This is a genomic window from Synechococcales cyanobacterium CNB (genome assembly GCA_030263455.1).
GTDB lineage: Bacteria > Planctomycetota > Phycisphaerae > Phycisphaerales > UBA1924 > CAADGN01.
The window spans coordinates 189,051-214,649 of record SZOZ01000005.1 but is presented as its reverse complement, the minus strand read 5'-3'; the positions used below and the strand labels follow the sequence as shown (position 1 = coordinate 214,649).

The 25,599-nt window shown below is 62.9% G+C and carries 18 protein-coding genes and 1 pseudogene; 6 read left to right on the top strand and 13 right to left on the bottom strand.

Annotation, left to right across the window (positions count from 1 at the left end):
- Nucleotides 1-13: 13 nt before the first annotated feature.
- The 4 genes from trxA to FBT69_07035 all read right to left on the bottom strand — a co-directional run bounded on the left by trxA (nt 14) and on the right by FBT69_07035 (nt 7,677).
- Nucleotides 14-349 (bottom strand): thioredoxin, encoded by a 336-nt coding sequence (gene trxA, locus FBT69_07050; protein ID MDL1904554.1) that lies wholly within the window; start codon nt 347-349, stop codon nt 14-16.
- Between the two features lie 74 nt (nt 350-423).
- On the bottom strand, nt 424-1,527 hold the full coding sequence (folP, locus tag FBT69_07045; protein ID MDL1904553.1) for a dihydropteroate synthase: 1,104 nt from the start codon (nt 1,525-1,527) through the stop codon (nt 424-426).
- A gap of 1,803 nt (nt 1,528-3,330) precedes the next feature.
- Nucleotides 3,331-6,282, bottom strand: a complete 2,952-nt coding sequence (locus FBT69_07040) for a hypothetical protein (GenBank protein MDL1904552.1) — start codon at nt 6,280-6,282, stop codon at nt 3,331-3,333.
- Between the two features lie 135 nt (nt 6,283-6,417).
- Nucleotides 6,418-7,677, bottom strand: a complete 1,260-nt coding sequence (locus FBT69_07035; GenBank protein MDL1904551.1) for an exo-alpha-sialidase — start codon at nt 7,675-7,677, stop codon at nt 6,418-6,420.
- Nucleotides 7,678-8,304: 627 nt separating this feature from the next.
- Between FBT69_07035 and FBT69_07030 the strand changes: the two genes are divergently transcribed.
- Genes FBT69_07030 through FBT69_07005 form a run of 6 tightly spaced genes read left to right on the top strand, consistent with a single transcriptional unit; the run spans nt 8,305 to nt 13,276 of the window.
- The gene (locus FBT69_07030; protein MDL1904550.1) at nt 8,305-8,607 is read left to right on the top strand and encodes a hypothetical protein; all 303 of its coding nucleotides are present in this window, start codon (nt 8,305-8,307) and stop codon (nt 8,605-8,607) included.
- Nucleotides 8,604-8,954: a helix-turn-helix transcriptional regulator gene (locus FBT69_07025; GenBank protein MDL1904549.1), complete on the top strand. Its 351-nt coding sequence runs from the start codon at nt 8,604-8,606 to the stop codon at nt 8,952-8,954. The genes FBT69_07030 and FBT69_07025 overlap by 4 nt, the downstream gene beginning before the upstream one ends.
- Nucleotides 8,951-9,820 (top strand): ImmA/IrrE family metallo-endopeptidase, encoded by an 870-nt coding sequence (locus tag FBT69_07020; protein MDL1904548.1) that lies wholly within the window; start codon nt 8,951-8,953, stop codon nt 9,818-9,820. The genes FBT69_07025 and FBT69_07020 overlap by 4 nt, the downstream gene beginning before the upstream one ends.
- Nucleotides 9,813-10,655, top strand: a complete 843-nt coding sequence (locus FBT69_07015) for a thymidylate synthase (GenBank protein ID MDL1904547.1) — start codon at nt 9,813-9,815, stop codon at nt 10,653-10,655. The genes FBT69_07020 and FBT69_07015 overlap by 8 nt, the downstream gene beginning before the upstream one ends.
- The gene (locus FBT69_07010; protein MDL1904546.1) at nt 10,655-12,379 is read left to right on the top strand and encodes a thymidylate kinase; all 1,725 of its coding nucleotides are present in this window, start codon (nt 10,655-10,657) and stop codon (nt 12,377-12,379) included. Before FBT69_07015 ends, FBT69_07010 begins: the two co-directional genes overlap by 1 nt.
- A 3-nt stretch (nt 12,380-12,382) precedes the next feature.
- The gene (locus FBT69_07005) at nt 12,383-13,276 is read left to right on the top strand and encodes a nucleotide pyrophosphohydrolase (protein ID MDL1904545.1); all 894 of its coding nucleotides are present in this window, start codon (nt 12,383-12,385) and stop codon (nt 13,274-13,276) included.
- Here the strand turns inward: FBT69_07005 and acpS are convergent.
- The 9 genes and pseudogenes from acpS to FBT69_06960 form a co-directional block, all read right to left on the bottom strand.
- Nucleotides 13,254-13,658, bottom strand: coding sequence for a holo-[acyl-carrier-protein] synthase (acpS, locus tag FBT69_07000; protein MDL1904544.1), 405 nt, complete (start codon nt 13,656-13,658; stop codon nt 13,254-13,256). The genes FBT69_07005 and acpS overlap by 23 nt on opposite strands.
- 169 nt (nt 13,659-13,827) lie before the next feature.
- On the bottom strand, nt 13,828-16,824 hold the full coding sequence (locus FBT69_06995) for a DEAD/DEAH box helicase (GenBank protein MDL1904543.1): 2,997 nt from the start codon (nt 16,822-16,824) through the stop codon (nt 13,828-13,830).
- The gene (locus FBT69_06990; GenBank protein MDL1904542.1) at nt 16,821-18,287 is read right to left on the bottom strand and encodes an AAA family ATPase; all 1,467 of its coding nucleotides are present in this window, start codon (nt 18,285-18,287) and stop codon (nt 16,821-16,823) included. Before FBT69_06990 ends, FBT69_06995 begins: the two co-directional genes overlap by 4 nt.
- Before the next feature lie 17 nt (nt 18,288-18,304).
- Nucleotides 18,305-20,141 (bottom strand): annotated as a pseudogene (locus FBT69_06985) (site-specific DNA-methyltransferase).
- A 33-nt stretch (nt 20,142-20,174) separates the two neighbouring features.
- Nucleotides 20,175-20,669 (bottom strand): DUF4411 family protein, encoded by a 495-nt coding sequence (locus FBT69_06980; protein MDL1904541.1) that lies wholly within the window; start codon nt 20,667-20,669, stop codon nt 20,175-20,177.
- Nucleotides 20,669-21,814, bottom strand: a complete 1,146-nt coding sequence (locus FBT69_06975; protein ID MDL1904540.1) for an ImmA/IrrE family metallo-endopeptidase — start codon at nt 21,812-21,814, stop codon at nt 20,669-20,671. Before FBT69_06975 ends, FBT69_06980 begins: the two co-directional genes overlap by 1 nt.
- On the bottom strand, nt 21,811-22,044 hold the full coding sequence (locus FBT69_06970) for a hypothetical protein (protein ID MDL1904539.1): 234 nt from the start codon (nt 22,042-22,044) through the stop codon (nt 21,811-21,813). The genes FBT69_06975 and FBT69_06970 overlap by 4 nt, the downstream gene beginning before the upstream one ends.
- Nucleotides 22,041-24,986 (bottom strand): DEAD/DEAH box helicase, encoded by a 2,946-nt coding sequence (locus FBT69_06965; protein ID MDL1904538.1) that lies wholly within the window; start codon nt 24,984-24,986, stop codon nt 22,041-22,043. Before FBT69_06965 ends, FBT69_06970 begins: the two co-directional genes overlap by 4 nt.
- Nucleotides 24,911-25,174, bottom strand: a complete 264-nt coding sequence (locus FBT69_06960; protein ID MDL1904537.1) for an HTH domain-containing protein — start codon at nt 25,172-25,174, stop codon at nt 24,911-24,913. The genes FBT69_06965 and FBT69_06960 overlap by 76 nt, the downstream gene beginning before the upstream one ends.
- Nucleotides 25,175-25,599 lie beyond the last annotated feature (425 nt).

Sequence of the window (25,599 nt, the reverse complement as noted above, 5' to 3'; positions counted from 1 at the left end):
CGCGACTGAGCGGTCAACCCCCGACAGCCTCGTTGATCGCGGCCGCGAGCTCCTCGTGGCTCGTCAGACCAACGAACCGACGTACAGGCTCCCCCCCTTTGAAGAGGATCACGGTGGGAATCGCGGAGATGCTGTACTTCACCGAAATCTCCCGGTTCGAGTCCGTGTCTACCTTCCCCACCTTCGCCTTGCCCGCGAACTCCTCCGCGACCTGATCGATGGTCGGAGCCAGCATCCGACACGGCATGCACCACTCCGCCCAAAAGTCCACGAGCACCGGCTCCGATGCCCCGAGAACGGCCTTGTCGAAGTTGGCATCCGTGAACTCGTGAACGTTTGCACTGGCCATCGAGACTCCTTTCAGGCTGCCCGCCGAGGCCAAGCCCCGACTGCTCCCATGCTAGACGCACCCAGGGCGGGGCGTCACCCCCGGGGCATCACCCCCCACACCGCCCGCAAGGCCTCCGCGTGCGCACGAACGTCGTGGACGCGGAACAGACGAACGCCCGAAAGGCACTGCTGGACCGCGAGCGAGACCGATCCGGCAAGGCGATCCGCAGGCGCGGTCTCGACGCCGGGTGAGGCGAGCCGACCCACGAAACTCTTCCGGCTGACCGCGCATAGAACCGGTCGCCCGAAGGCAAGCAGATGCCCGACCTTCCGCATCAACTCGGCGTTCTGCTCCACCGTCTTGCCGAACCCCAGGCCGGGGTCGAGGACGATGGCATCGGGATGAATGCCCGCGGCCGTGGCGGCACGCAGCCGCTCCCCGAGAAATGCCGCGACTTCGCCCGCGACATCGGCATAGACCGGGGGGGTCGAGTAGCGATCAGAGTACGAATCCCTGTCCGGTGGAGCAAGGCGATGCATCACGATGATGCCTGCCCCGCGCTCAGCCACGAGCGGGAGCACGGTGGGGTCCTCGGTCCCCGCGGCTACGTCGTTGATCACGTCCGCGCCCGCGTCCAGCGCGGCTCGCGCGACCGCGCCGAGCGTCGTATCGACGCTCACGGGCGCGTCAGCGAGCGCCCCCCCCCCCGCACGAATCGCCCGCAACGCCGGGACGACGCGCTCGATCTGCACGTCCGCGGGCACGCGCGCGGCGCCCGGCCGAGTGGATTCTCCGCCCAGGTCGAGCGCATCCGCCCCCTCATCCAACGCGCGCCGGGCAACATCGACCGCCGCACTCGGCGAAGGCACGCGGCTCGCCTCATGGAAACTGTCCGGCGTGAGATTCAGGACGGCGATGATGCGCGGCCGATCCAGCACGATCGACCGGCCGTTCGCCATTCGCCAGACCTGGTGCGTCATCGGTCGCAGGGTACGCTCACTGCCCGGCGCAGGAAAAACGGCCCGCGCTGATGGACGCGGGCCGCGTGGGTTGGTTGACGATGGTTCAGAACCGTGGTCGTTGGCCGCCAGCGGGAGGCGCGTCGAAGTCCTCCTCGCCGCCGAACGCCTCGCCGAGTTGCCTGAAGACGTCCATGACCTTGTTGGGCATGTAGACGGTGGCGCGGAGGCCGGCATCGTGGGTCGTCGCGGCGATGCCGATCGGCGGCAGTTCGCCGTCCACCCGCGGCATGGGGAAGCCTCCCATCATCGCCATCACCGAGCCGACGGATTCCACGACCTTCTGCACGCCGACGTAGGCCTCGAACGAGCGACCGGCGGGCAGGTGCTCAGCGACGGACGCGACGCTCTTGTCCACGCCAAGCCCGTTCCCGCCCTTCGCCGACTCGATCGCCTTGGTAAGGAGTTGCGTATTGCGGGACATCGTCTGGACCAACCCGCCCTCGGTTGCGGCGAGGAAGCCGCTCGGCCCGCCGGTCGGCCCGAACATCATCATCATGGCCTGTTGCATCTGCTGGGCTTCCATGGCGTTCGGAGCGTTGAAGTCGATGCTCATGGTCATGGACCAGGCGTCGTACTTCGTGCCGCCGATGTCGCCCGCGCCGTCCGTGTAGGCCGTCTTGTACATCACGCCGTCGGCGGACTTCCCGTCCATGTTGCCGAAGGTCTGCTTCATCAACCCGAGCATCGCGACCGGATCCTTCGTCTTGGTGTAGGCCACGGTGTTTGCCATCAATCCGCCCGTCAGCAGCGCGGGCGTGTGCCCGAGCACCATGCCGGAACCGTCCATGCTCTCCATGAACTGGAAGGGGTTGACACCGACCAGCCCGACCGCCTCGGGATCGGCCTGCGCGGCGAGGTCCATCATCTCGGAAAGCCCCTTGCGAAGGCCGGGGCTGGAAAAGTCCACCGCGTACGCGAAGAGGTAGGGGATATTCGGCAGGCGGCCGAGGATCGAACCGGCGTTGCCCGGCGCGGTGAAGAAGGCGGCGGTCGGCGAGTCCTCGACGAACTGGGCGGCGAAGTCCAGACGCACGCCGTCGTCAGCGAAGTCCACGCCCATGAGGGCGACGCGGCCGTCGCGCGTGATCGCCCCCGACAGGGCGTCAATGACGCCTATGGCCGCGCCCATCTGCTCGGCCTGGCCGCCCATCATCGCCATGAACTGCATCTGCTGGCGTATGCCCTCCATTCCCTCTTCGATCTGGGGGCGGAGTGCTTGCACGTCGGCGATCACGACCATGTCGCTTTGCTCGGCAACGGCCATGCCGGTCTTGCCGAGCCGCGTGGTGTGCGCGTCCATCCTGCCCGAAGTGGAGGACAGGCCGCGCAGCGTGCCCTCGTCCGGGCCGGCGGCCGCGAACCCGCCGCCGAGATCGCGGAAGAACGCCGTCTCGCCCATCACGTCGGCTTGGCCGAAGCCGTCCGCGACTTCGCCGCCGAGGCCGGCGATGAGCGCGTTGAAGTTGCTGACGGGGAGCAGCATGTAGGTCGTCCCCGGATCGAGCATGACGAACGCCGCGGAGCCGGCCGCGTTCATGCCGTCGCTGGTCAGCATGGCTTCGAGAAGGGCGAGTTGGGCCGCCGCATCCTCGACACCGAACCGATCAACGTAGCCCTTGATGCCGCCGTGCGTCTCGGAGACGTTGGCGATGGCGACGATGATCGACGCTTCCGTCGGGACACGGTCGAGCACGGGCGGCAGGTCCGCCAACGCGGGCAGGCACCACAGCGTGGAGCCGGTTAGGCAGGCCGTCAGCAGCGTTCGGGTCATCACGGTTCCTTTCTCAGGGGTCATGTGTCGGTGGAGGGCACGGCCGCGTGGGCACTCACGACGGGCGACCGAATCCCGGAGGGCCGCAGTATAGGTTCGGAAGGGCGGTCGTCCGGCTTCACCGCAATGCCCGTTCAGCGGCCGTCAGTCATACCGAAGCCCGCCGGCGCGGCTGCGTAGATCGCACACTCCCGCCCTCTGCCCGACTACGAGGTGGGGAACAGACTCCCGGCAGCCCGCCCGGACGGTCGGTCGGAATCGACGCCACCGCCGTCCTCCTCCTCGTCCGCGGATGCCTCCGGTGACCTGGGCTGATCGTCCCGGTCTTCTCCCTCGGACTCCTCTTGTGCTCCCTCGTCCGTCTCGTCCCAGTCTTCACCATCCTCGTCGTCCTCACCATCTTCGTCATCGTCATCCCAGTCCCCATCCTCGCTGTCGTCGTCTTCTTCGTCCTCCCGGTCCTCGTCGTCGTCGTCCGAGTCGGCGTCTTGCCCTTCGATTGGCGGCGGGTTCGCCGCTTCCCATTCCTTCTCCGCCTCGCTTGCCGCCTCAGGGAAGAGCGGTCGTTCACCTGTGAACACGGGTGTCTGGCCCGTGGCGCGAGCCTCCTCGTTCGCCAGTTGCTTCATCCGCTCCCAGTCCTCGGGCGTGATCATCACCTCGCGCGCCACCGATCCCTTGTGCTCGCCGATGATCCCCGCGATGCCCATGAGGTCAATGAGCCGGCTGGCGCGTGTGTACCCGATCGCAAGCCTGCGCTGGAGCAGAGAGACGCTCCCCCGCTGCGTTTCGAGCACGATCTCGACCGCGCGGTCGAACATCGGGTCTTCCTGGGCGGCCTTAAGGCTCGCCGACGAGTTGTTCTGGCTCTGGAGGATTCGCTCCTCGTCGCTATCGGGCCCGCCGCCCGAACGGATCTGCAGCAACTGACGCTCGAAGGTGGGGCGTGCGACGTCCCGCATGAACCGCACGACACGCCTGATCTCGTTGTCGTCCACCAAGGTGCCCTGGGCGCGAGCCAGCTTGTGCGAGCGCGGTGAGAGGAAGAGCATGTCGCCCTGCCCGAGCAGCAGCTCGCCGCCCTTCTGGTCCAGAACGATCCGCGAATCCATGCCGCTCGCCACCTTGAAGGTGATCCGGCACGGCATGTTGCTCTTGATGAGGCCCGTCACCACGTTCGCCTGCGGCCGCTGCGTCGCCAGGATCAGGTGGATCCCCACCGCCCGCGCCTTCTGCGCGATGCGGATGATCGAACCCTCGACCTCCTTGTTCGTCATCATCAGGTCGGCCAGCTCGTCGATGACGAACACCATGTAGGGAAGCCGCCGGGGGATGCGGGCCTCCTCCTCGGGACTCTGCGGGTTGAACCGGTCCCGCAACTCCTCCCAGGGCAGGTCGTTGTACCCGGCGATATCGCGCACGCCCGCCTCCGCGAGCAGTTCGTACCGCTCGTCCATCTTCCGGCACGCCCACTCCAGGATCGCCGCGGCCTTGGACATCTCGGTGATGACCGGGCACATCAGGTGCGGAATCTCCTTGAACTGGCTCAGCTCGACCATCTTCGGGTCCACCAGCACCAGTTTCAGCTCGTTCGGCTTCTTCGTGTAGAGGAACCCCATGATGATGGTGTTGATGCACACGCTCTTGCCGGACCCCGTCGTGCCCGCGATCAGCATGTGCGGCATCTGCGTCAGGTCCGCGATCAGCGGCTCGCCCGACGCGTCCTTGCCCAGGAACATCGGGAGTTTCATCCCCGCGAACGCCATCGTGTTGCTCATCAGTTCCTTGAGCCGCACCTTTTCCTTCGTCGGGTTCGGCACCTCCACGCCCACCGTGTCGCGCCCCGCCTGGTTCGGCACGATGCGTATGTTCACGGCCTTCAGCGCGCGCGCCACGTCGCTCGACACCGCCTGCAACGCCGCCACCTTCGTCCCCGGCGCGAGGCGTACGTCGTACTGCGTGATGACAGGACCGGACTCGATGCCGACGACCTCGCCGTCGATGCGGTACTGCTGGAGCGCATGCTCCAGCGCGCGCGCCTGACCTCGCACGAGGCTCTCGAGCCGCTCCGAGAAGTTCTCCTCCGGCGATTCGAGCAGATCCAGCCCCGGGAAGCGGTACCCCTTCAGTTCGCCCATGTTCTGGAGGTCGCGCAGGTCGTCGTCGGTTGCCATCTTGCGCTGGCTGCCCGCGAACCGGACCGGCAGCTTGGCGATCTTCTCCCGCAGAGCATCCTCGCTGTAGACCTGCGCCGGACCGGGCAGTTCGTCCTCCACCTCTTCCTCGTCGGCTTCTTCCTCAACCTCGTCCTCGGTTTCGACCCGCTCTGGCTTCGCTCGCCTCCGCTTCGCACTCTCCTCCCTGCCGACCTCGACTTCTGCCTCTTCCTCCTCGTTCACCACCACCCCCTCGGTCCCAAGGTCGTCGAGTTTCACGCGAACCGGCCTTCGGTCGCGGAGCATCGAGCGCAGCCCCCCGAGCAGTCCACCGCTCGCGCGTGCCGTCGCCGTCGCTGCGCTCCCAGCCGCCTCGCCCGCGGTGCGCGCCGCGGGTACGAACCGCCGCCAGAGCCATCCTGGCACGGCGAAAACCATCCGATCGAACGCGAGGATGAGGCCGACTATCCCCAGCGGCACGAGCCAGAGCACGGTGCCGAGCGTGCCGAAGCGCTGCGAGAACCACGCCGACAACCACAGGCCGACCGCGCCGCCGGACATCCCCGCCACAGGTCCCGTCTTCGGCAGCGCGAGCGAGAGCAGCCCGGCGAGCGCGGCCGTCACCACCGCGACCCCGCCGACGCGGAAGCCGAACCAGCTCACCCGCCGCCCGAACAGCGGCAACACCAGCCCGGCCCCGGTCGCCGCGAGCGGCAACCAGACGGCCCACCCAATGAATCGCAGGACGTGGTACGCCACCCATGCACCCACCGGGCCGCACCAGTTCCGGATCGGGTCGTTCGGCGGATAGACCGCGTTCGACGGCGGGTCCGCCGGGCTGAAACTCACCAGGCTCGCAGCCAGGAACACCCACGCCGCCGCCCCGGCAACCCACAACAACCGAGGCCAGACCGGTAGCCGATCCGCCTCGTGTTTTTCCTTGCGTCCACGCGGGCGCACCGATCCCCGTCCGGCCTTTGCCATGCTCCGCATATCGGGCATACCCCGGACACCGCCCCAAAAAGCCGATGAGCCGGAGACTTCGCGCCTCCCGGAGACCGGTCAGCCCTCCGCTCGGTGCCGCGTCCCGGTCGTGCCATCGAGCCGCCAGTCGGGCGGCTCGCGTGTGCGTGTGAACTACCGGCCGAGCATCGCGTCAGCGATAGCGTCCAGTTCCGCGAGAGAAAAGCAGACGCTCAGTATGTACGGCTTCTCGCCGGCGGTCCACGTACCGTACGTCGTCGCCACAAGAGTGCCGTCGGCGAGCGTTTCGAGGCCCGCATACGCACAGTCCCACGGCGTCAGGTTGTCCTTGAGGCGAACGAGATACGAGCGATGATCGCTCGCGTTCGGTCGCTTCGCGCCGAGGTCGCTGGGCATCAACGGCGGAGCAGCATCTGGCGACAAACACGAAAGCTCCTCCCACGGCCCAACCCACGCAACCCAGTCGCCCTTCCACGGGTCGTCGGCGGCCATGCACCGGTAGGTCACGACCAGCCTCCCATCCTTCGCGTATGTCGCAATGTGCCGGTCGCCGGTGAGATGTGCGGGCAGTTCGATCGGCGCGGACCACGTCGAGGCCCTGTCCGTGCTGAACATGACGTGCGAGTTCTTCGTCCGTCGGTTCTCGCGGAGCAAGAGCGCGAGCATAGAACCGTCGGGCGACACGACCACACCTGGTTCGCACAAGTGGACGTCCGATCCGCTCCAGATCGCACGCGGCGCAGACCATGTTGCCCCCGCGTCCTCTGTGAAGGTCTGGTAGAGCGTGAACGTCCCTGCGGCATTACCTGTCGCGGCGATAAATCGGCCGTCGTCGTGGAAGAACGCGACGAACCTTCCCTCGCCGAGGTCCGCCAGCCCACCCATCGCAACAATCCCGCCGAAGTCGCCTATGGCCTCGAGCTCCGTCCACGTCCGGCCGCTATCGGTCGAGCGAGCGGCCCGGATGGGGTAAAGCCCCGAGAACAGAATCAGCGAGTCGCCTCGCTCCGACTTGCCAACCCGAAAAAGCGTCGGAGTTTCGAGGCTCGTTACCCACGAGTCGGGCACGGGAAGACGCGGCGACCATGACTTGCCGCCATCCTCGCTGCGCTTGAGCACAATCGGTCCCCTGCCGTGCCCCTTGGGATACACGGCGAGGATGGTCTCGTCCTCGAGCCGCACTGTCGAAACATGGCCGAGATAGACGCCGTCTTCCCTGTCAACCACGGTTTGCCGCGAGGTGTCACGGTCGAGGTCAAGCCGCAGGACCGGTGCGACTGCCGCGTTGGGCAAACAGGATTTGGGCGCCGACTCAGCACCACCCAGCCGTGAGGTAGGGCCTGCAAAAACTCCTACGGCCATCGCCAGTGCGATGGGCGTGGCGCTCACGACAAGGACGCGACAAGGTGTCATCGTGGATGGTAATGAGGATAGCCGCAGCAGACAAGGCCGGACTGGCCCTGCGGCGTAGCGAAAGAATCATGCCTTGATGGCAACCTGGATGCAAGCCGCACTGTCGTCGGCTGTCAAGCCTCGGCATTCCATGACCGAGCCATTCAAGCCCGCACTCGACGGAATACGACCTCACCTCACCACTTCGGTCAACCAATCCGAAACGTTGTGCCTTGTGGATACCGAATAGCGGGGGCCCGCTATGCCCGCCACCGCAACCGCGCGGAGAGCGAAAGAACACTGATTCGGGAGTCCCTGCGAGCGGTATTCTGGCTCCGGTTCAGCGAGGCGGCGTAGGGCGACAAAGCGTGAAACGGAGAAACCGGGCTGGTCAGGGGCAAGGACCGACAGGTCACGGGGGCTCAGTCCGCGCCACGGCGAGGCCGTCTATCGACCTTGCCCGGAACCGAGAGAAGTCTCGTGGGGGGTGGAGGGTGAGGCTTGGAGCGGGAGAGGGGCCGCGTCTCCCGCTCCGCTCGAAGGTGTTGACCTGCCACCGGGGCGGGCGGGAAGCGGGCTCCACGATCCGCTTGACAGTCGCCCCAACGAGTGGTAAGATAATCCGACCATGAGTAGGAGAACCTGACCATGGACGAAAACACCGCTTTGGAGCGCCTGAAAGAGCTACACCGAGAAATCGAGTCGGATGCCGGTGAAAACCCTGACAACGTTGGGGATGACATCTGCCCGCTCGATGCTCTCGGCGGTTTCGACAGCACGCTTATCCCCAACATCATCCGCGGGCTGGCCAAGTCAATGGGCGTGACGCTCGCGAAAGGGAAACGCTTGCGGAATCCGTACGTCGGCTCGGATGGGAAGACCAAGCTCACGCTTCGCGGTGTCGCCAAGAGGTTCTGTGAACTGTACGGCAAGGAGGGTAAGGCAGCATGACCACGGACCAGGAGAAGCGCCAGATCATCGCGTCGCGCATTCGAGAAGCACGGCGATTGGCCGGCCTTTCCCAGGGGCAAGTCGCAAAGCTACTTGGTCTCCAGCGTCCCTCGGTTACCGAGATGGAGGCGGGTAATCGAGCCGTGGCTGCCGAAGAGCTTTCCAAACTCGCCGAGATATTTGACGTGAGCGTTGCGTGGCTACTTGGCGAGGGGACTACGCGGCTCGATGTGCACGACGATCGCCTTCAACTGGCGGCACGCGAACTCCAGAAGCTCAAGCCGAAGGATCTGGATCGGCTGCTCAGCATCCTGGCATCCATGCGGGATCAGGAGAGAAAGGCGTGACTGCCGCCACGCAAAATGACTTGGCCAAGCAGGCGCTCGAACGCTCGCTGGAGGTGCGTGAGGAGTACGGTTACGACTTCCGCTCACCTCTCTGCATCTACGAGCTCGCCGACCGCGCCGGGATCAAAGTCCAGTTCGTTGACGATATTAGCATGGAAGGCATCTATGCGGCTCTGGCCAAGCCGACGATCCTCATCTCGTCACTGCGTCCACTAGCGCGCCGTGCATTCACTTGCGCCCACGAACTCGGGCACCATTTTTTCGGGCATGGTACGACCATCGACAAACTCAAGGACGATGCCGACAAGGGTCATTTCTCACCAAATGAGTTTCTCGTTGACGCTTTCGCTGGGTTTTTGCTCATGCCGGCTCAGGCTATCAAGCGGGCCTTTGCATCCCGCAGCCTGGATCCCTCCTCGGCAACGCCCGAAGAGATTTACACCATCGCGTCGTCCTTCGGCGTGGGCTACGAGACCATCATTGGGCACCTTGCGCATTCGCTACGGTACATTGCGCCTGCGAGAGCGGATGTCTTGCGCAAGTCCAAACTGCCCAAGATTCGCGAGCGGATACTGGGATTCCCGGCTAACGATCACCTCGTGATTGCGGATCACCATCACGTCATCGGCACGCTGGACGCCGAAGTCGGTGCGCTCATTCTGCTGCCCAGCGATGCAGCTACCGATTCGGATCACATCGAGCCGTATACGGATGTCGCAGCTGGCCGGGTGTTTCGCGCTCTCCGTCCTGGGCTCGCACGTACGTCTGTTCCTGGAGCGGATTGGGGCGTAGTTGTTCGGGTGTCTCGCTTTCAATACGCCGGGCTAGCGAGATACCGCCATCTTGAGGAGACCGACGGTGAGTGATCCCATTCTTATCGATCAGCCGAATCTCTCGCGCGCATGGGCCGAGGCCTTCCTCACTGTGCGATCAACGTCAGGCCATCGTCTGGCCCCGCTCATGTTGAGCTTCCAAGGGTTTGATGACGGAGGGGTCATCGAAGAGCCAGCGATCCGATCCGCACTGGATGCCGTTATGGTGGACGCGGCGATGCAAAGGGTCCAGACTGTCGCCAACACGATCTTTCCCCAGGCGTTGTGGCGACAGGCCAAAGGCGACCGCATGGCGTTCTACGCCGCGTACCGGGAGAATCTGCCTGAGTACGTCGCCATGGAGCCGCACAAGAACCGGAGGGGGCTCTACTTCGGTCGACTCATCGCATATGGCCTCGATCACAAGACGGGAGAGCGGCTACCGCATGTTCCGGAGGACGCGATTCCGGAGGATGGGAACCAACTTGAGTTCATCATCCAGCGCTGCAAGAAGGGTGTGCGGGTCTCCGAGTTTCAGGCGTCCGTGTTCGACCCTGCGAGAGATCACACGAAAGCCGCACGACTGGGTTTCCCATGCCTTCAGCATGTGACCTTCGTTCCTTGCTTTGGTGATGGGACGCTCATGCTCAATGCGTTCTATGCGACGCAGCAACTGTTCGAGAAGGGCTACGGGAACTATCTCGGCCTCGCTCGCCTTGGTCTCTTCGTGGCAAACGAAGTCGGCCTCACGCTTACGCGAGTCACCTGTTTCGTCGGCGTCGAGAAAATGGAAGCCAAGCCGCATGAAGGTCCGCTCCTCGATGCCGTCGTCAAAGCGTGCGAGGCATCGCTGAGCCCCGCAACGCCCGCAGTCGGAGCACTGGCCTGATGCCCCGCCGCCCGATTTCAGGTCGCTTGCTCGTGCTTGAAGGGCCGGACGGCGTTGGAAAAACAACCCTGTGCCGAGCGCTGGCAGAGCACCTTCTGAACCAAGGGCACAATGTCCTACAACTGTCCTTTCCCGGAAAGCAGCCAGGCACAGTTGGGGAGTTGGTGTATCGGGTCCACCACGATGAGGGGCCTGTGCGAGTGGGAGACATTTCCGAGTTGGCAAAGCAGGCTCTTCATGTGGCTGCGCATATCGATGCGATTGATCGCCAGATAATGCCAGCCTTGGAGCAAGGAAAGGTGGTTCTCCTTGACCGCTTCTGGTGGTCAGCGTGGGTGTACGGGTTGATAGGCGGTTGCCATCGGCGCAGACTCCAAGCACTGATTGAAGCGGAGCGGTCAGCTTGGGGCAACGTGCGCCCCGCTCTGGCTGTGCTGGTTCGTCGGCCCGTCCCCATGAACCGTAACGAGCCCTTACCCTACTGGCACCGACTCGCGGACGAGTACGTTCGGCTTGCTGAGCGCGAACGCCGACTCTACCCCGTCGCAATCATCGACAACACAAACGCGCCTGCTGACACACTGGCGGTGCTTTGGAAGGAAGTCGTCGCCAAGTCCGACCTTGCTCGACGGCCGCACACGACCGCTTCGCGGGCGAAAGCGTCTCGAAAATCGCCCACCATAATCAGCCACATTTCGCCCCTGAAGCCGTCCGTCGCATACGACACGTATTGGCGATTCGCTGCTGAAAGGCAGGAGGTCTTCTTCCGCCGTCTCGAGGGTAAGCGGCGTCCCTGGACGGTCGATCCGATCATCACACAATACAAGTTCACTAATGCCTATCGCGCGTCTGACCGTGTCAGCCAATACCTTATCCGGAATGTGATCTACCGAAAGGATCTCCCATCGCAGCCAGATGAGGTGTTTTTTAGAATCATGCTGTTCAAACTGTTCAACAAGATCGAGACTTGGACGGCGCTTGAGGCAGCCTTGGGCCCACTCACCTTCGAGGATTACAGTTTTGACGAGTACGACAGGATACTCAGCCGCGCTATGGCCAAGGGCATTTCGATCTACTCTGCCGCGTACATCATGCCGTCTGGTGGACGCGAGCTTGGTCACGAACGAAAGCACCGCAATCACCTGGTATTGCTGGAGCGCATGCTGGGTGACGCGGTGCCGCGTCGGCTCGGTGAGTGCCGGAGCATGCAGCAGGCGTTTGAACTCCTGAAGTCGTACCCAGGGATTGGTGACTTCCTCGCCTACCAGTACGTCACCGATATCAACTACAGCGAACTCACTGACTTCCCTGAGTCCGACTTTGTCGTTCCAGGTCCCGGAGCCCTTGACGGAATCCGCAAGTGCTTTCTTGACTGTGGTGGGTTGAACGAGCCGGAGGTCATCAAGTTCATGGCTGACCGGCAAGAGCGCGAGTTTGAGCGGCTGGGCTTGACCTTTCGCTCGCTTTGGGGGCGCCGTTTGCAGCTCATCGACTGCCAGAATCTGTTCTGCGAGGTTGACAAGTACTCGCGCGTCCATCACCCGGAGATCGAGGGGCTGTCTGGTCGATCGCGCATCAAGCAGCGCCTTGATCCGAAGCCAACCCTCCCGACTCCGTGGTATCCACCAAAATGGGGACTCAACGAGCTGATTGGAGACTGGCAGCAGCAACGGGCTGCGGTTCCCCAGATCGAAACCCTCTATCCCATCGCACAACAGGAGTAAGCCATGGATCTTCATGAGTATCAGCGAAAGGCGCACCGAACCGAAAAGAAGGTCCATGCTGCCGGTTCCGACATCATGGTGCCAATCCTCGGCCTCGCGGGCGAGGTCGGCGAACTTCTGAACGAGTACAAGAAGAAGCTCCGCGATGGTGATGCGCATGAGCGCTTTCCTGATCGTGTGACGGAGGAACTCGGTGACATCCTCTGGTACGTTGCTGAGACGGCGACGAAATTTGGGCTCGACCTGAATCAGGTCGCAGAGCAGAACCTCCAAAAGACTCAAGCACGCTGGGGGGCAACCGATCAAGACGGGTTCCTCTTTGAGCCGAGAGCACGACCGTTCGACGCTGGCTTCCCAGAACATGAGCGCTTTCCGCGCCAGTTTGTTGCTGATTTCCGACCGTGGATTGAGAATGGTGCCGAGAAGACGCGCGTCTTCGTAGACGGCAAGCAAATGGGCGACCCCCTGACTGACAATGCCCATACCCCAGACGGTTATCGATTCCACGACGTGTTTCACCTGGCGTGCGCGGCCGTTCTTGGCTGGTCCCCGGTCATCCGGAAGCACCTTGAGCGGAAGCGGCGCAGTAATCCCAAGATCGACGAAGTAGAAGACGGTGGCCGGGCTATCGTTACCGAGGAAGGTATCTCGGCACTGGTCTTCGCATACGCTCGCGATCACAAATCGCTTGAGGGCGTAAAATCGGTTGACTACGACCTCTTGAAGGCTATCCGCATCATGACATCGAGCTTCGAGGTTGCAGTATGCACGACCGGAGAGTGGGAACGGGCGATCCTCATGGGATACGAGGTGTGGAAGCAGGTGGAACACAACCAGGGCGGCAAGGTTGAATTGGATCTCGACAAACGCTGCATCAAGTACCTTGGGATGGTGTAGGTCGAGTTCCTGCTGCAATGACACTCGCAATAGCGTACGTCCGCTCGTGCGATATGCTGGCGAACAGCGCCGTCACCCCCGCTTTCCTTGCCACCGCCAAGGCGCCTTTTGAGAGGATGATCGTCGGCGCACCGTTGTCCGAAGGTACAACTTCGACATCCTGCCACGAGACATCGCCAGCAAACCCAGTGCCCAGTGCCTTTGCGGCAGCCTCCTTCGCTGCCACTCTACCGGCAACAACTTGCGAGTCTGCGGCCCTTGTGCCGAGGGCGTCGATTTCCCGGCTCGTAAACCACCCGTAGAGGAAGTCATCGTCGCGGCGCAGCAACCTCGCAATCCGAGCGACATCCACAACGTCGATACCATGACCAAGAATCTCCATAGTACATCCTTGCCGACCTTACTAAATAGCTCTGCCGCCGCTTGGTGCCTTGGATGGGAGCAGGGGGAGCCCACTGTGCCTGCCGCCCGTTCCGGCTCGAAGATAGGCGGGCACTTGATGAAAGGGACGCAACCGCGAGTGCATCGAGAAAGTGTGCGCCATTGCGGGACTAGACCTCGTCCGCCGAAACGACCACGTTGAACGGCACGCCGAGCGTCTCGAAGTGCTTTTGCCCGCAGCGCACCTTGTCCGCCTCGCTGGTCCGCAGCTTCAGGAAATCCTTGGTCCCCTTCGTCTCGCGGACCAGATAGAGCGCTTCCCCGTCGTGCTTCACGATGGCCCAGTCCGGGTTGTACTTGCCGACAGGCGTGTCGATCTCGAACCAGTTGGGCAGCTTGACGAACAGCTTAATGTCGTCGCGCTGGTCCAGCTTGCGGGCGAATTCCCGTTCGATTTCAGAGTCATAGACGACGTACTCGTAGACGGAGTGGTTGACCTGGAGCGCGGTCAGATAGTTGATCAGCTCTTCGTTCTTGAAGAGCAGCATCTCCCACTCGGCGTCCGGCGCTTGGCCCCCGATCTTCTCGTACTTGATGCCGTCCACGAGCAGGCGATGCAGCTCGTGCTTGATGATCGCGGCCACAGCGTCCATGAAGCGCTGCGGGTCCACGAAGAACTCGGCGAGCCTGCCTGACTCCTTGAGAATCCGCACAAGTGTCGAGCGGGTCAGCTCCGTCTCGTTTTGGAGGTACGCGAGTACGTCGGGCACGGGCCGATGGGTGAACGTGACCTGCTCCTCGGCGGCGCTGATAGCGATGGCCGTGACCCCGCCGCGGACGACGCCCACCTGGCCGGCCGTCACGCGAATCTTCGCGGCCTCGATCTTGGGCATCTTCTTGATCCCGGCGACCGATACCCGGACCAGTTCCTCGGTCTGGAACTCGACGCGGTAGACGGTCTTGGGCTTGATCCGATCCCACAGGGCCATGAACTCGGGGCTGAGTTGGACCTCCTTGCGCAGCCGGTTCGGCCCCTCCTGTTTTTCCTTGCGGATGTGACGCTCGATCTGGTAGCTGGCGAGCAGGTCCACGACGGCCGGGGCGAGATCTTTATGCGGCTCGGGAAGTTCGATCTTGAAGTCCGGCCGCTTCGGGTCGAACGCCGGCTGCAAGCGCCCCTCGGCGTCGATCATCTTCTGGTCCACAAGCGCCTTCTTGATCGCCTCGGCCGCCTCGCGCCCGATGGGCCTCTCTTCGTCGTCAACCACCTGAACCAGCTTGGCAAAGGCCGTGATCGGCACCTTGCCAAATGTCACGCCGCAGTCCTCCTCGTATTCGGTCTGGAGCGCCCGGGCGAACTCCTCGTAACTCTCGTTGGCCATGACAAAGAGCTTGTTGATCGAGTCGTCGAAGACCCGCTGCCCGTGCTGGTTGACGGGCAAGCGCAGCCCGCGGCCGATCTCCTGGCGCTTCTTGAGCGCGGAGCGCGTCTCGTTCAGCGTGCAAATCTGAAACACGTTCGGATTGTCCCAACCCTCGCGCAGGGCCGAGTGGCTGAAGATGAACCGCAGCGGCTCATCTTCGGCGAGCAGCCGCTCCTTCTCCTTCATGATAAGGTTGTAAACCTCGTCGTCGGCCTGCGTGTCGCCGCGTGTATCTTTCCAGACCGGCTGCGTCTGCCCCTTCCTCGGCTTGTCGGCGGCGAAGTAACCGTCATGCAGCTTCTCGATCGGGTGCTTGAAGAGTGGAAGGTCCTTGTACCGGTCGTCCTTGGCAAACTCGGCAAGCGCAGCCTCGAACGCTTCGGCGAACTTACCCTTCACCGGCTGCCCACCGCCGCTGTAGTCGCGGTAGTTGGCCACGCGGTCGATGAAGAACAGGCTCAGCACCTTTACGCCGCGGCCGAGCAGTTGAAGCTCCTTCTCCAGGTGCTTCTTGACCGTGTGCTTGATCTGCGCCTGCCACACGTCGTCGCGGAGGCCGCCGATTTCCTCACCGAGCCGCATGACGCGGCCGCTGGTGAAGCGGATGTACTCGTTTTCCGGCTCGGCATTGATCTCGGCAATCTCGAAGCCCTGCCGGTAGGCGGCCCGCTCGTTGGAAAGCGTGAACAGGTCGGCTCCGTTCTTCACCGTGACTGATTTCTCCTTCGGGCCGTCCGGTGTCTGAACGTGGATGCGAAGTTTCGCCTTGATCCCGGTCTTGTAGTCGATCTTTTCAACGCGCACGAAGGCGTCATTGGCGCCGCCGTCGGCGACGGCGCTGCCCACCACGATCTGCTTTACGAGTCGAAGCTCGAACGCCCGCACGGGGTCCAGGCGATAGACGAGGTTGTAGGGGTTGCGATGCGTGGCTGAATAGCGCAGCGTACAGAGGGGATTCAGCGCCCGGATGGCCTCCTGCGCCCTTTCGGTGGAGTCCACGCTCTGCGGTTCGTCAATGATGACGATCGGTCGCGCCGCTTGCACGAACTCGATGGGTTGCCGGCCGGAGAGTCGGTCGCTCTCCTTGTAGATGACGTTGCTCTTCTGCTCAGCCTCGGTGCCGGTGAAGTTCTTGCGGAAGGCGTCGATGTTGATGACGAGAATCTGGAGCGTGTTGCTGACGGCGAACTGCCGCAGGCGATTGACTTTCTTGGCGTCGTAGACGAAGTGCTCGAAGGGGAGGTTGTTGTAGAGCGCCCGGAAGTGTTCTGCCGTGATCTCGATGTTCTTGAGCACCCCCTCGCGGATGGCGACGCTCGGCACGACGATGATGAACTTCTGAAAGCCGTAGCGGCGCGATAGCTCGAAGATCGTGCGCAGGTAGACGTACGTCTTGCCCGTACCGGTCTCCATTTCGACCGAAAAGTGCGGACAGGTCCGGGCGGCGTTGGCCGGGGCGTCGAACAGATCCCACGCCTCCAGCGGCGCAGCCGGGTCAACGATCTCGATGTCATTGCGAGCCTGGACGGCACGGGTGTTGGCCAACAGCGTGTCGGCCGAAAGGAGCATCTGATTGCCGACGCCAAGCTCGGTCCGCTCCTGACCGGCGAACATCTCGCCCCAGTCGCCCATTTGGATGACCGAGTACTCCGGCGCGCCCTGCGGCTGACCGTCGAACAAGTACGTGACAGCGTCGATCGCGTCGAGCTGGTACGGCTGGTTGGCGTCGAACTGGAGTTTCACGGCGTGGCCCCCCGATGTTGCGCAAGGAATCCACGGCCTTTCTCGGTCAGGCGGTACTTCTGCAGTCGGCTCTTGGGCTTGTCTGGAATGGTCATTTCGATCAAGCCCTGCGCGATGGCGGGCTGCTGGTAGAACTCCCGGAAGTGCTTCTCGTCCGTCAGCCCCAGCTTCGCCTGAATCTCCCGACGCCCCATGTCCCCTTTGAGGACCGTCAGCATCTTCCTGACTTCGGGGGTCACTTCGGGGGTCACTTCGGGGGCGACATCGGGGGTCGTCTTTCGGGCCGCGGTCGCAATCGGCACGATGACGGTGAACATCTCCCCGTCCTCGAAGACCGGCTTGCCCGCGCCGGGCGCGTAGAGCGGCAGGTAGTGATTGACCCGCCGGACGCCGGAGCCGAGCTCGTCGTACCGCCCCAACTGGAGCATGAACTTGCAGATGGTCGGATTCTTCGGATACGGCGTGAAGCGGTTCGGGTCGATGCGGCCGAAGTAGTGCGGCACATTGGGGTTTTTGAACTCCACGCGGTCAGCGTAGATGATCATCGTGGCCGGTGCGGCGCTGGTGTATTCGCGGTGGGCGATGATGTTGGCCACCAACTCGCGGAAGATGACGGTGCGGAGGCTGATGCTCGTCACGCCCTCCTGATAGAAGGGATCGTTGAGGTGCTTCTCGACGAACCCCATGAGCTGGTCGAAGGCGTCGATCAGGTTCGTGCGGACGATGAGCCGGTCGTCGTAACGCTCCGTGTCCTTGCGCCTCAGCAGCGCATCGAATTTGTAGCCCGGCACAAGCTCCTGAATCGTCGTGTCCAACCCGAACATCAAGCCTGCTGCGAGGTTGAAGGCGGGCTTGCCGGTGTCGGGGTCTTTGCGGACGAAGCCCGCGACTTTCAGCAACTCCTCCGGCGGTAGACCGGCCCAGGGGTGCTTCGGCTGGCGGGTCAGCATCAGCCGCCTGGCCTTCTCGAACAGGGCGGGATCGAAGTCCGCTATTCCCAGGTGGGGAAACACCTTCTGCTCGGTGAAAATACCGAGCTTGCGATTGAGAAGGCCAGCGAGCTGATTCACGCCTTTGACGCGGTAATCGCCGTCCTCGCTGCGGAGGAATACGGCGCCCGTCGTCTCATGCACCTGCGAACTGGCCGGAACCTGCACCTTGATGACCCATTTGCCGGCCACCTGCTCTTCCTGGGGAAACAGGAGATAGGGCGGGTCGAGCTTCTGCGGGTTGTTGGAGAGATTGGCGATGTCGGCCTTCAATCGTTCGACGGCCGTCGGGTCAACCCCCGACACCTCGCCGTCATCCTCGACGCCGAGAAGGATCAGGCCGCCGTCCATGTTGAGAAACGCGCAGATCGTCTCAAAGAGGTTCGACGGCAACCTGTCGGTTGCTCGCTTGAACTCCAATGAGATTCCCTCGGCGGTTCCGAAGGGGCGGCTGGTTGTTCCTGCTCTCGGCATGGCGTTGCTCATCTCCCTCACACGGTCTTGAAGCTGGTGACGCCCTTGGTGCGGAACGTCTGCACGGCATTGGCCTTGAGCTGGTCGTTCTTGGCGAACCCGGCATCGAGCAGGACGACACGCTCCGGCTTGGCGTCGGCGATGGCGCGGATCAGCTCCAGCGTCAGTTCCCGCTCGAGGCAGATCATCAGCACGCCGCCGGCGACGGAGTAGACGGTCTTACCCGCCAATGTCTTCTTCTCGACGGGGGTCGTCAGCGGGAAGCCGCTCTTGAGCAGGAGTTCGTAGAGGATGTCGTCGGCGGAACGGCCGTCGCGGATGTGATCGACATGGAGCTCAAGCTGCTTCTCCAGCGCCCCGGCCTCGTGCTCGACGCGAGCATCCCACTCGGTGAAGTTCGATTCGGCGAGCTTGTAGACGCGAAAGCCGCGATCCGGAGTCGAGCCGCCGCTCATGTCGAGCTTGTCGGCCTCCTCGTCGTTCAACTTCTTGATGACGCGGCGGACGCGCTCTTTGCAGATGTCGGCGATGGTCTTGAAACCGGCCTTTGCTGCTGGACTGTCTGGGTCGCATGCTTCCGGCAATTGCACGAGAATAAATCGTCTTGTGCCACCGTCCTCCTGATTGGCGTTGAGAACGGCATGGGCGGTGGCGCCAGAGCCAGCAAAGAAATCCATGACAATGTCGTTCTTGCCTGAGCCAAGTTCGATCATCCGCCGGATGAGGCGCACCGGCTTGGGTGTGCTGAAGATCTTGGGGCCGATCAGCTCTGCCGTTTCCTTTTGCCCTTCGTCGTTGTGACCAACCTCTTGAAAGGTCCACCAAGTGGATGGCACCACACCATCCTGTATCTCTGAAAGAAACCGCTTCAATCGCGGGCGTTTGTAGCCTTGATCCGGCCCCCAGTAAAGCCGTCCCTCCGCCTCGATCTGTTGATGTCTCTCACGCGAGTAGCGCCATACAGCGCTTTCTTCCGGCCACACTTCCTCACCCGTCTTCGGATGACGAATTGCGTACCACAGCGTTGGACGCTCTTGGCGTGACTTGTTGCTGATGTAGTTGTCTGAACTCCAGGGGCCGCGAGGATCGTTGTCGGGATTCGTATATCGCTGCGTTTGTTTTTCTGTTCTCGGTAGCAGGTTGCGCTCAAAGTGCTCGGAGCGCCGGAAGACGAGAACATGGTCGTGCATAGGTGCAATACCGGGATCGTCGTTAGACACGGCGTATTTTTTCTGCCACACGACATTTGCAACGAAGTTCTCCTCCCCAAAGACCTCGTTGGCAATCTTCTTCAGATTGTCAGCCTCTGTATCGTCGATCGTGATGAAGATCACGCCATCGTCGCGCAGCAAGTTCCTTGCCAAGTACAGCCGCGGGTACATCATGTTCATCCACTTGGAATGGAAGCGTCCGTCGGCGTCGGTGTTCGTGCCGAACCTGCGACCTTCCGCATCGACCTGGCCGGTGTACTCAAGGTAGGTCCGCAGCGACTCGGCGTAGTCGTCCGGGTAGATGAAGTCGTTGCCGGTGTTGTACGGCGGGTCGATGTAGATCATCTTGACCTTGCCGAGATACGACTTCTGCAAGAGCTTGAGCACCTCCAGGTTGTCGCCCTCGACGATGAGGTTCTCCGTTGTGTCGAAGTTGACGCTCTCCTCGGGGCAGGGGCGGAGCGTGGCGACGCTGGGCGTTTGGATCGTCCTGAAGCACTCGGCCTTGCCCGGCCAGTTCATTCCGTAGCGCTCCTTGCCCACGTCCCTCGGTGCGGATCTCCGGGAACAGGCGCAGCAACTCCGCCATCCTGTCGGCGGCGATGTCGTGCGAGCGGAGGTCAAGTTTTTCGGGTTCGGTCATCGGTTTTCAGCCTATCTGTCGGTTGTCGTCTGCTCATGCTCCATCGAGTACGAATCGGGCGCGCTCACGGCGGAGCATTTCAAAGGGATTCATGAACGTCACGCCGACGCCCAAACAGACGCTCGGAATCTTGACGACGTGAATCGAGTTGTTCGGTCGCTCGTGAGTGACGACGGTATGCTGCCCGGCAAGAGCTTGAGCAACGAGGTAGTAATCCGCGACTTGCAGGAACGTGTTCTTAGCCGCGGGGCTGTAGGTTGCCTGCCCGTTCACCCATGTCGTGACCGTGTTGAACGCGGGCAACGTGGCCGCGTCGGGCCTCAGGAAGAATCCGTCGCCCAGCGTGTCGGCCCACTGCGCCAGTTCGTCCTGGCCGATCGACAACTCATCGCCCACTTTCTCAATGCTGAACAGGGTGCCGGCGCGATGAGCGCGAACGATCCAGTCCCAGAAGGCCGGGCAAAAGTCGAAGCCGTAATGCAGCCGCTTGGCGCTGATGAACACATTGGCGTCGAGGAGATAGGCCATCAGGCGTCCACCCCCAGGCTCACGCCCAGTTCATGAAACGTGGACATCTTCTTGAAGCCGAGCAGGCGGAAGGCTTCAGTGAAGGACGAGCGGCCTTCCAATGCCGCGCTGACGACGGCGCGTGCGAATCGCTTGCCGACGCGTGCCGCGGTCGTGAGGTAGAAGTCGCCGCCACTGGATCGAGCGATTTGGCGCAAGCGCGAGAGTTCGGCCTCGTATTCGGCCCAAAGCTGTTCGCGAGTGAGTCCACCGGCATCGTGTATGCGCCGCAGGATGACAAGCGTGCTGACTTTGAACGCGCGAGCGAGCCGGGGGACTTCCTCCTGGAGGTTGGCGTGAGGCTGATACTCCCGGCGCAGCGCCGTAAGCGGAACCAGCAATTCCGCCGCGACGCGATTGCACCAGATTTCCACGTCGTGCGACGGGGTGGTAACGGGGCCAACGTCGGAAAGACCCGTTTCGGCAAGCCACAGGTGAACCAGCTCGTGGGCGAGCGTGAACATCTGCGCTGCCTTGGTGTCGGCGCCGTTTATAAAAACCAAGGGGGCGAGCGGGTCGGAGAGTGCAAAGCCCCGGAACTCCGCAGGGTCGAGTTTGCGGCGGTTGTTGCTGCCGACGACGCCGTTGACCATGACGAGGATGCCGAGCGCGTCCGCCTGCTCGATGAACCGGCGAAGGGCTTCGGTCCAGGTTCCAATCTGCCGACGCTCTTCAATGCTGAATCCGAGGGCGCTGCGAATGCGCTCAGCGGTAGCCACAACGTCATCGGTCCGGCTGACGGAACCGATGAAGGGCAGCGGCTGCTCGCCGGTCATTCGGCAGTATTCGCGATACCACTCCTGCCGCTGCTGGCACACATAGATCGTGTCCAGCAGATTCGGCGTGGGCTGCTCAATGAGTTCGTTGCCGATCGTGCGGAAGTCCGGGATCGGAACCTGCTCCACTGGCGGCTCCGCTAGAAAGAAGTATCCGAATGGGGTGTGCGTGGCCAGGGCGAACGTCTCTAATTGCTTGAGTGTCGGTTCGGCCTCACCCCGTTGCCACGCTTCGAGCTTCGGGAATCGCTTGGAGAGCGCGGCTGCGCCGTAGCCGGCGCGATCGCAGGCCCATTGGATCAGCTCAGGTCTGACCTGTACTCGCGTCATTTCCTGCGTCCCTTCATCAAGTGCGTCTTCGCGGTTGTGCGGCGCTTGCGAGCCGGCGGCGAATGCCGGCCGCTTTCGGCTGCGAGTGTGTCAAATGCCTCCAACCGTCCGGCGGCGAGTCCTCTACGCTTCCTCTTTACCATTGCCAGAATGTCGGCGACAAGCTCCTTGTACTGTGGCACGTCCGCCAAGTCCTTTGTCTGCTGGACTCGCCTTGCGAATTTGCTCATGCGACCCTCCAGCGAAGGGTGAACAACTCGGTGCATTCGGTTTTCTGCTCCAATTGACGGCCGATCTCATCGAGCAGAGCGTCCTTCTGCCGATCCACGTCGCGGCTGGCGGCGTCGTAAGCGCGCCATGCCTCATCGCGCTTGGTTTCGAGGGTGCGCAGCTTGCGCTGAAGTTCGAGCTTTTCCGGCAGGTTGGGGGCGAGCCGGGCGGCTTTCTTGGTCTCCTTGATGTTGGCGTCCAGTTCGTCAAGTTCGGCCTTGAGCGCCGTACGCCGGTCCTCAGCCCACCGGTCGAGCTTGTCCATCTCCGTGTCGAACCACTGACCGCTCTTGGTTGCCAGCGTGGCAAGCAGCTCGTTCTGGCGGCGCCTGAACGCCTCTGAAAGTGTCGCGTGAACATCAGTCGGGACCGTGATCGGGCCGTTCGCGGCACCGAGCAGATCGAAAAACCGCCGGCACTGGGCGTCGTCCAGGATCCCGCCGGCGTCCGTCACTCCGGCGAGCATGACGTGCTCTTCCACATCCAGGGACTGGACCGTCAGGCGAAAGCACGAAAGCCAGCCGCCAGCGCCGACCAGCGGCTCCAGGATGGCGATGTTCTTTCCGCTCTCGGTGTAGTTGAAGGTCACCTCCGCCGGCCCGACAGAGAGGGCTTTCGCCTGCGCAAGGATTCGTTGGGCGAGCGGATGCCCCACGCGGTAGGTGTTGGCGTCTTCGACGTGCTTGCCGAGCCGATAGGGGCCGGGGTGGATCGCTTCACCGGCGAACGGGTTCTGCGTCAGGTAGAAGCTGTATTCGTTCTCGTCGAACTTCGCAAAGCCGTTGAGCAGGTGGCGAGTGAGCAGCCAGAGCCGTTCGTTGAAACGGTCCAGGAGCCCGGTGGACTGGATGCGGACCTTCTCGACGACCTCCTGGTCAAAGTTGTCGAGCAGTTTCTCGCGGGCATCCTGCTGCCCGGCGGCGATTTCCGCGTCAAGTTCCTGTTGAAGTTGGTCGAACTCGAACTCGATTTGCTGCGGCGTGCGGCACTTCTGGTAGATCGAGGCGATGCGTTTCTCGAAGTCCACGCCGGACTCGACGGCGCCGAGCACTTCGTCGCTCGCCCCGAACACGCCGTTGAAGAGGCGGAACTTCTCGTCGAGCAGTTGGTAGACGCGCTGGTCGGCGGCGTTGGCTTTATTCAGGAAGTTGACGACGACCACGTCGAACTTCTGGCCGTAGCGGTGGCACCGGCCGATGCGCTGCTCGATGCGCTGGGGGTTCCAGGGGAGGTCGTAGTTGACGACGAGGTTGCAGAACTGGAGGTTGATGCCCTCGGCGGCCGCTTCGGTGGCAATCATGATTGACGCTTCGTCGCGGAAGTATTCGACCAGGGCGGCGCGCATGTCCGCCCCCGGCGAGCCGGAAACGCGGTCGGTTCCCTTGTGGCGCTCCAGCCAGCGGTGGTAGATGTCCTTCGATTGCGGGTCGCTGTTGGTGCCGTTGAACACCATGACCTTTCCGGCGAACTCGGTCTGTTGAAGCAGGCGGAAGAGGTATTCCTGGGTGCGGCGGGATTCGGTGAAGATCAGCGCCTTCTGCTGGATCGCCGATTCGCCTTCGCGGGCTTTGGCGGCGGCGGCGAAGCCACGGCGAAGCGCCGTGAGCAGCACCTCCCCCTTGGAGTTCTTCGCGATCGACTTGGCCAGCGCATGAAACTCTCGGAGCTTTGCCATCTCCTTGCGCATGTCAGCGAGCTGCTCGGGGGTGTATTCCGGTTTCGCCGACGGTTCACCTTCGTCTTCGTCTGGCTCCCACTCGTCTGCGAGCTCGTCGATTTCCTCCCAATCGTCAATGAGTTGCTCAGGCGGCGCATCAATCGCCTCCGCCTCGCGCGCTGCCGTCTCCAGCTTGACCGCGAGACCGTTCAGCGTGTCGGAGATCGCGTAGGTCGAAGAGGCGAGCAGTTTGCGCAAGATGAGCGTCATGAGCGAGCGCTGACTGGCCGGCAGCGCGTAGAGCGTCGGCTGCTGGAGGTACTCCGTCACGAGGTCATAGAGCCGTTGCTCCTCGGGCGTGGGCACGAACTCCTGCACGATGGCGTGCCGGTTGGTGTACCTGACGTACTCCAGAACCTGCTTTCGGAGCGTGCGCTTGCAAATCGGCTTGAGCCGCTCCTTCAGGTCGCTGAAGTCCTCGTCGTTTCCAAGCCGAGTGAAGCGCGATCGGTACGTCTTGATATCTCCGAAGGAGTACTCGTCGATGATGCTGACCAGGCCGTACAGTTCCAACAGCGAGTTTTGCAGCGGCGTCGCGGTGAGCAGCACCTTTCGGAACGGCGCGACGGACTGCTTGATGGCGTTGGCAATCTTGTTGGTCGGTTTGTACACGTTGCGGAGCCGATGGGCTTCGTCGATCACGACCAGATCCCAAGGCGTCTGCCGAACGTAGGGCTCCATCTTTCGTGCGAACTGGTAGGAGCACACGATGACGGCATCCTGCCGAAAGGGATTGAGGTTCCCGGCGCGGACACACTCATTGAACGTTCGAGCCTCCAGAATCACGGACGGCAGGAAGAACTTGTCAGCAAGCTCCTGGCTCCACTGCTTGCGGAGGTTGGCCGGTGCGACGACGAGCAAGCGCCGACGTTGTTCGGCCCACTTCTGCGCGATGAGCAGGCCGGCCTCGATGGTCTTGCCGAGACCGACCTCGTCGGCAAGGATCGCTCCACGGGAGAGCGGGTTGCGGAACGCGAAGAGCGCCGCCTCGATCTGGTGCGGGTTCAGGTCCACCTGCGCGTCGGACAGCACGGCCGTGAGCTTCTCGACGCTGTCGGACGCGCAGCGCCGTGTCAGCTCGTGGGCGATGTATTTCGCGTGATAGTCCGTCATGAGCCGCGCGCCTCCGTCGAGTCGCCGTGGGCGCGGGGATTGTGGTTTGCACGCCCAAGCACGTACCGCCATCCGTTGGGTCCCCGCTCGGCCCGGATGTCGTGGCCACGTTGCCGAAGCGCGGTCACGTCGCGCGAGACGGTCGGGATGGACACGCCGAGTTCCTCGGCCATGCGCGGCGTTGAATAGCTGCCCTTGCGGATCATGCCGAGCACGGCTTCCAGTCGGCGTTCAATTTCGAGGGATCGTTCGTACAGCATCCGCGGGGCCTCCTGACCGCCGCTACCTGTCTATCGGAGCATGATAGACATGTCAACGCCGGAGTTGGCTGGCCGTGGCCGGGCGACCCGGTGCGACGGCCTGGCCGGATGCGTCCCGCGACTCTCCCACGCAATCGGAACATCGAGAAGACACTGCGAATCCGGGCACTTGCCGGTGCCGGACGCGGGTCGGATTGCGGGAGGGATTGCGGGTCGGCTGACTCAGTTCCGCAATCGGCAGCCGTCGATCGAGGTGAGGTTTTGGGTCGGAATTGGGTTTTGGCGCGACTCCCCGACCCAAATGGCCGTGCCGTAACTCCCTGAAAAGACGGCATTTCCGGTGCGTGCCTCGGTCGGATTCGGGTCAGGATTTGGGTTATTGCGCGACTCCCTGAGCCAATCCCGCAGAGCACCCCGGCGGCCAC

Bases quoted from the DNA above. Each gene is read 5' to 3' on its own strand.
- FBT69_07030 (MDL1904550.1), top strand. From the start codon at position 8,305: ATGGACGAAAACACCGCTTTGGAGCGCCTGAAAGAGCTACACCGAGAA.
- FBT69_07035 (MDL1904551.1), bottom strand. From the start codon at position 7,677: ATGACACCTTGTCGCGTCCTTGTCGTGAGCGCCACGCCCATCGCACTG.
- FBT69_07010 (MDL1904546.1), top strand. From the start codon at position 10,655: ATGCCCCGCCGCCCGATTTCAGGTCGCTTGCTCGTGCTTGAAGGGCCG.
- trxA (MDL1904554.1), bottom strand. From the start codon at position 349: ATGGCCAGTGCAAACGTTCACGAGTTCACGGATGCCAACTTCGACAAG.
- acpS (MDL1904544.1), bottom strand. From the start codon at position 13,658: ATGGAGATTCTTGGTCATGGTATCGACGTTGTGGATGTCGCTCGGATT.
- FBT69_06975 (MDL1904540.1), bottom strand. From the start codon at position 21,814: ATGACGCGAGTACAGGTCAGACCTGAGCTGATCCAATGGGCCTGCGAT.
- FBT69_06965 (MDL1904538.1), bottom strand. From the start codon at position 24,986: ATGGCGGTACGTGCTTGGGCGTGCAAACCACAATCCCCGCGCCCACGG.
- FBT69_07005 (MDL1904545.1), top strand. From the start codon at position 12,383: ATGGATCTTCATGAGTATCAGCGAAAGGCGCACCGAACCGAAAAGAAG.
- folP (MDL1904553.1), bottom strand. From the start codon at position 1,527: ATGCCGGCCTCCGCGCCACCGTCTACATGCCCAACAAGGTCATGGACG.
- FBT69_06990 (MDL1904542.1), bottom strand. From the start codon at position 18,287: ATGCCGAGAGCAGGAACAACCAGCCGCCCCTTCGGAACCGCCGAGGGA.
- FBT69_06970 (MDL1904539.1), bottom strand. From the start codon at position 22,044: ATGAGCAAATTCGCAAGGCGAGTCCAGCAGACAAAGGACTTGGCGGAC.
- FBT69_07040 (MDL1904552.1), bottom strand. From the start codon at position 6,282: ATGCCCGATATGCGGAGCATGGCAAAGGCCGGACGGGGATCGGTGCGC.
- FBT69_07025 (MDL1904549.1), top strand. From the start codon at position 8,604: ATGACCACGGACCAGGAGAAGCGCCAGATCATCGCGTCGCGCATTCGA.
- FBT69_06960 (MDL1904537.1), bottom strand. From the start codon at position 25,174: ATGCTGTACGAACGATCCCTCGAAATTGAACGCCGACTGGAAGCCGTG.
- FBT69_06980 (MDL1904541.1), bottom strand. From the start codon at position 20,669: ATGGCCTATCTCCTCGACGCCAATGTGTTCATCAGCGCCAAGCGGCTG.